Origin of the sequence: Actinoplanes sp. NPDC048791 (genome assembly GCF_040650095.1) — a bacterium.
In the GTDB taxonomy this organism is placed as follows: Bacteria; Actinomycetota; Actinomycetes; order Mycobacteriales; family Micromonosporaceae; genus Actinoplanes.
This window is the reverse complement of the sequence record NZ_JBEZGQ010000554.1, coordinates 1-5,628: the sequence shown is the minus strand read 5'-3', so window position 1 is coordinate 5,628 and position 5,628 is coordinate 1. Positions and strand designations below refer to the sequence as shown.

General features: G+C 69.8%; 6 protein-coding genes and 1 pseudogene. 5 read left to right on the top strand and 2 right to left on the bottom strand.

Annotation, left to right across the window (positions count from 1 at the left end; translation table 11 throughout):
* The 5 genes from tilS to AB0C29_RS30840 form a co-directional block, all read left to right on the top strand.
* Window positions 1-780 (top strand): tRNA lysidine(34) synthetase TilS (tilS, locus tag AB0C29_RS30860; protein ID WP_360827486.1); only part of this gene is annotated, 780 nt, incomplete at its 5' end.
* A 127-nt stretch (window positions 781-907) separates the two neighbouring features.
* Window positions 908-1,483 carry a hypoxanthine phosphoribosyltransferase gene (gene hpt / locus AB0C29_RS30855; RefSeq protein WP_360827483.1) on the top strand — a complete coding sequence of 192 codons (576 nt, stop codon included), beginning with the start codon at window positions 908-910 and terminating at the stop codon, window positions 1,481-1,483.
* 382 nt (window positions 1,484-1,865) lie between these two features.
* Window positions 1,866-3,899 carry an ATP-dependent zinc metalloprotease FtsH gene (gene ftsH, locus AB0C29_RS30850; protein WP_360546127.1) on the top strand — a complete coding sequence of 678 codons (2,034 nt, stop codon included), beginning with the start codon at window positions 1,866-1,868 and terminating at the stop codon, window positions 3,897-3,899.
* Complete coding sequence (gene folE, locus AB0C29_RS30845; protein WP_360827489.1) at window positions 3,899-4,567, top strand: GTP cyclohydrolase I FolE; 669 nt, start codon at window positions 3,899-3,901, stop codon at window positions 4,565-4,567. Before ftsH ends, folE begins: the two co-directional genes overlap by 1 nt.
* A 28-nt stretch (window positions 4,568-4,595) precedes the next feature.
* Window positions 4,596-4,997, top strand: a complete 402-nt coding sequence (locus AB0C29_RS30840; RefSeq protein WP_360827480.1) for a RidA family protein — start codon at window positions 4,596-4,598, stop codon at window positions 4,995-4,997.
* Between the two features lie 60 nt (window positions 4,998-5,057).
* Here AB0C29_RS30840 and AB0C29_RS30835 read toward each other — a convergent pair whose 3' ends face one another.
* Both AB0C29_RS30835 and AB0C29_RS30830 read right to left on the bottom strand, forming a co-directional pair.
* Window positions 5,058-5,318: a hypothetical protein gene (locus AB0C29_RS30835; RefSeq protein WP_212987844.1), complete on the bottom strand. Its 261-nt coding sequence runs from the start codon at window positions 5,316-5,318 to the stop codon at window positions 5,058-5,060.
* A 12-nt stretch (window positions 5,319-5,330) separates the two neighbouring features.
* Window positions 5,331-5,628, bottom strand: a pseudogene (locus AB0C29_RS30830) (hypothetical protein); the annotation flags it as partial.

The following is a 5,628-nucleotide window of genomic DNA, read 5'->3' as shown; positions in this document are numbered from 1 at the left end:
CAGGAAGGCTCGGCGGCCCGGGCCGCTGCCGTCGCCGACTGGGCGCGGTCGGCCGGGCTGGCCCCGGTGGAGATCACCACGGTCGACGTGACCGGCCGTCCCGGCGGACCCGAGGCCGCCGCCCGGGACGCGCGCTACGAGGCCCTTTCCTCCGTCGCCGAGCGAAACCACGCCGCGCTGGTGCTGCTCGGACACACCCGTGACGACCAGGCCGAGACCGTGCTGCTCGCGCTGGCCCGAGGTGCGGGGCCGCGCGGACTGTCCGGGATGCCGTACCGGAAAGGGGTCTTCGTCCGGCCGCTGCTGGACGTCACCCGGGCCGACACCCGCAAGGCCTGCGCCGCGCTCGGGCTCGCGGCCTGGGAGGACCCGCACAACACCGACCCCGCGTACACCCGGTCCCGGGTCCGGGCCGACGCCCTGCCGGCGCTGATCGCGGCCCTGGGGCCCGCGGTCGTCGCCAACCTGGCGCGGACCGCCTCGCTGGTCGCCACCGATGTCAGCTACCTCGACGGGATCGCCGCCGAGGCCCTCGGCACGTGCCGGTCGGGCGCCGGTCTCTCGGTGGGTGCCCTGGCGGCAATGCCCGCGGCCATCCGGAGCCGGGTGCTGCACGCCTGGGCCCGCGAGCTCGGTGCACCGGGCGCCGCGCTCTCGCACCGGCACGTCCTCGCGCTGGACGCGCTGGTGACCGACTGGCACGGCCAGGGCCCCGCGTCGTTGCCCGGGGGGATCGTCGTGGGTCGCCGAGCGGGTGACCTGGTGCCCGCCACCTTGTGACAGTTGTCACTGTCCGTGCTCCCGGTCCGGACGCCGGGGCCGGATTCGCCCCATAACCAGCGCTTGGACGGGCACGGACCGCTGCCCCCGGCCACGACCGGCCACGTTCATGCGGCACGCTAGGCGCATGGCAGACGGCTCCTGGTACGACGCCGACATCGACCGCGTGATCATCTCCGAGGAGCAGATCCGCGAGAAGACCGAAGAGCTGGCCAAGCAGGTCGCCGCGGACTACGCGGAGGCCGAGGGCGGCATTCTGCTGGTCTGCGTGCTCAAGGGCGCGGTCATGTTCATGGCGGATTTCGCGCGTGCGCTGGGCCGGCAGGGCCCCTCCTCCGAGATGGAGTTCATGGCCGTCTCGTCCTACGGCTCCGGCACGACCTCCTCCGGGGTGGTGCGCATCCTCAAGGACCTGGACCGGGACATCACCGGCCGGCACGTGGTCATCGTCGAGGACATCGTCGACTCCGGCCTGACCCTGTCCTGGCTGATGAAGTACCTGCAGTCCCGGCAGCCGGCCAGCGTCGAGGTGGTGGCGCTGTTCCGTAAGCCGGACGCGATCAAGGTGCCGGTGCCGACGAAGTACGTGGGCTTCGACATCCCCAGCGAGTTCGTGGTCGGCTACGGACTGGATTTCTCGGAGCGTTACCGCGAGGTCCCGTACGTCGGAGTGCTCAAGCCCGAGGTGTACGCCCGTAGCTGAACGGTCTCCCAGCCGACTCTCAGGAATCGGCGGCATGGTCCGTAACCGGGCTGTATTGTCCGATTCTGTGCCTGTTTAGCCGGGGCTCCGGCATGAACAGGGGGTGACCGGAGGGGTCCCGGAGGCCGGGCTGGACCAGTCGCAAGAGGCGGCCACGGTGTACGGTCGAGTGACCGATGGCGCAGTGTCACAAGCGCCGGAGGGGTCGGATCGGTAGCGGTCGCACCGGTGAAGTTTGCCGGAGCGGCCTCAGGTTATCGATGCGGCTGAGTCTCCACCGCGGGGAAAGCCATCATCGGCGCCCGGTGGCGGAGGCAAGTCAACCCAGGTGACCAGGACGCCGATCAGGAGGGTCCGGGCGCATCAGGCGCCCGACAACAGTATGGAACGTACGCGTTTCTTCCGCCGCCCGGTGGTCTGGATCATTCTGGTGATCATCGGTGCGATTGCGCTGAGCTCATTCTTCACCAGTGGTCCGAGCTACCAGCGAGTTGATACTTCCGTCGTCCTCGAGCGACTCAACCAGCCCGGCATCAAGAAGGTCATCCAGGAGGACAAGGAGCAGACGCTCCAGCTCGAACTGGCGACACCGGAGCGGTTCGACGGCAAGTCCACGGACAAGATCGAGACCCAGTATCCGTACGAACTCACGGATGAGATCTGGGCCGACGTCCAGGAGGCCAAGGCCGCCGGCCGGATCACCGGCACGGTCAACGCCACCGTGTCCGGCGACAGCATCCTGCTGAGCCTGCTGGTCAACCTGCTGCCGATCGCCATCCTCGTCATCCTGCTGCTGCTGTTCATGTCGCAGATGCAGGGCGGCGGCTCCCGCGTGCTCAACTTCGGCAAGTCCAAGGCCAAGATGCTGACCAAGGACATGCCCAAGACGACGTTCGCCGATGTGGCGGGCGCCGACGAGGCCGTCGAGGAGCTCCAGGAGATCAAGGACTTCCTGCAGAACCCGGCGAAGTACCAGGCGCTGGGTGCCAAGATCCCCAAGGGCGTGCTGCTCTTCGGCCAGCCGGGCACGGGTAAGACCCTGCTCGCCCGGGCCGTCGCGGGTGAGGCCGGGGTGCCGTTCTACTCGATCTCCGGCTCCGACTTCGTCGAGATGTTCGTGGGTGTCGGCGCGAGCCGGGTCCGCGACCTGTTCGAGCAGGCCAAGACCAACGCCCCGGCGATCGTGTTCGTCGACGAGATCGACGCGGTCGGCCGGCACCGCGGTGCCGGCATGGGCGGCGGTCACGACGAGCGCGAGCAGACGCTCAACCAGCTGCTCGTCGAGATGGACGGCTTCGACACCAAGGGTGGCGTCATCCTCATCGCCGCCACCAACCGGCCGGACATCCTCGACCCGGCGCTGCTGCGCCCGGGCCGCTTCGACCGGCAGATCCCGGTGGACAACCCGGACATGGAGGGTCGCAAGGCCATCCTGCGGGTGCACGCCAAGGGCAAGCCGTTCACGCCCGACGTCGACCTCGACTCGGTGGCCCGCCGCACGCCCGGTTTCTCGGGTGCCGACCTGGCCAACGTGATCAACGAGGCCGCGCTGCTGACCGCCCGTAACGAGAAGCGCGCGATCTCGAACTTCTACCTCGAGGAAGCGATCGACCGGGTCATCGCCGGCCCGGAGCGGCGCTCCCGCGCGATGAGCGACAACGAGAAGAAGATCACCGCCTACCACGAGGGCGGGCACGCGCTGGTGGCGTACGCGCTGCCGCACTCCGCGCCCGTGCACAAGGTGACGATCCTTCCCCGTGGCCGTTCGCTGGGGCACACCCTGGTCCTGCCGACCGAGGACAAGTACACCCAGACCCGCGCCGAGATGATCGACACGCTGGCGTACGCGCTGGGTGGCCGGGCGGCGGAGGAACTCGTCTTCCACGAGCCCACCACCGGCGCCGGCAACGACATCGAGAAGGCCTCCGGCCTGGCCCGCGCCATGGTGACCCAGTACGGCATGAGCTCCAAGCTCGGCGCCGTCAAGTACGGCACCAGCGGCGACGAGCCGTTCATGGGCCGCAACATGGGCCACGAGAAGGACTACTCGGACTCGGTCGCCGCCGACATCGACTCCGAGGTCCGGGCCCTGATCGAGCTGGCCCACGACGAGGCCTGGGAGATCCTGGTCGAGTACCGCGACGTCCTGGACAACATGGTCCTCGAGCTCATCGAGAAGGAGACCATCACCCAGGAGGACATGAACCGCATCTGCGCCCGGGTGCAGAAGCGGCCGCCGATGGCCCCGTTCAACGGCTTCGGCAAGCGGCTCCCGTCCGAGGCGCCGCCGGTCCTCACCCCGGCCGAGCGGGACAAGCTCAAGGCCCAGGCGGAAGCCGACGGCCAGGTCGCCGTGGGTGGCGTCAACCCGAATGCGGGCAGCACGCCGAACGGCTCGGTGGAAGGCAACCACTGATCACCGACGGCAGCTCGACGGAGCCCAACGACTCCGACGAGCCTGACTACCTCGCCGCGCGTCTGGTCGACGGCAAGCTCACCGGCACCCCGGTCGAGCAGGCCGTCGACCTGGCCCGCATCGAGAAAGCGGTCCGGGAGATCCTCATCGCCATCGGTGAGGACCCGGACCGCGACGGTCTCCAGCGCACCCCGGCCCGGGTGGCCCGGGCCTATGCGGAGCTCTTCGCCGGTCTGCGGGTCGACCCGGCCAAGGTGCTGACCACGACGTTCGAGGCGAACCACGAGGAGCTCGTGCTCGTCCGCGACATCGAGCTGATGAGTCTCTGCGAGCACCACCTGCTGCCGTTCAAGGGTGTCGCGCACATCGGCTACATCCCCGGCGTCGACGGCCGGATCACCGGCCTGTCCAAGCTGGCCCGGCTGGTCGAGGTCTTCGCCCGCCGCCCCCAGGTGCAGGAACGGCTCACCTCGCAGATCGCCGACCTGCTCATGGAGAAGCTCGCACCCCGGGGCGTCATCGTGGTGCTGGAGTGCGAGCACATGTGCATGGAGATGCGCGGCATCCGCAAGGTCGGCGCCCGTACGGTCACCTCGGCCGTCCGCGGCGCGTTCCAGAGCGACGGCAAGGTCCGCGCCGAGGCGATGGCGCTGATAAACGCGCGCTGATCGCCGCCCGGTTGGCGATACTGGCGCGATGCTGGAGAAGTTCAACCCCGCCGGTGTGCACGAGCCGCCCGGCTACAGCCACGTCACGATCACCTCGGCCGGCCGCCTCGCCCACCTGGCTGGCCAGTGCCCCCTCGACGTCACGGGCAAGGTCGTCGGCCCGGGCGACTACGCGGCCCAGACCGACCAGGTCATCGCCAACTGCCTGGCCGTGCTCGCCGCGGCCGGTGCCAAGCCGTCTGACGTGGCCCGCTCGGTGATCTACGTGGTCAGCACCGAGTCGGCCGTGCTGGCCGGCGTATGGGACAGGCTGATGGCCTCGGAGCTGGCACCAGCGTTCACCACGGCGAGCACGCTGCTGGGAGTGGCGGCTCTCGGCTTCGGCGGCCAGCTCGTCGAGATCGACCTCACCGCGGCCCTGCCCGACTAGATCGCCGGCCCGCCGGCCGCGCCGAGGTTGGGACGCGCACGGCCGCCGCGCCCTGCCTCGCTAGACGATCATGCGGTAGGCGTCGGCGCTGTCCATCGCCGACCGGGCCAGGGTCTGGGCCTCGTCCAGCCGGGTCCGGGCCTGCTCCAGCTGGGCGATCGCGGTGGCCACCGACGGATGGAACGATCCGATGGCCGTCATCCGCAGCAGGGCCAGCGCGTCGTCGAGCTGGTCCGTGACCTGCTGGATGCTCGCCACCGCCCGCTGCGTGCCGTCCACGGACGCCGCCACGTTCGCCTTGACCTCTTCGACGCTGGCCATGTCAGCCCCTCCTCACCGGATGAACGCGAGCAGGCCGACACCCATGCAGGTCAGCAGCACGGGCGTCAGGCATGCGATCGCGCCGACGATCGGCGTGCGGTCCACCTTCGCGGGGCCGCCGCCGTAGACGAAGCCGATCGTCAGCCAGCCCAGCCCGAACGCCAGCAACGGCATGCTCAGCCCGCACAGCAGCGCGTACGTGGGCAGGGAGCCGGACGGGGCGATCAGGTAGAGCACGATCTGGACGATCAGCACGGCGGCGGCGAACGGCCCGTACACCAGCAGGTTGCGCGCCCACGGCCGCCACGGC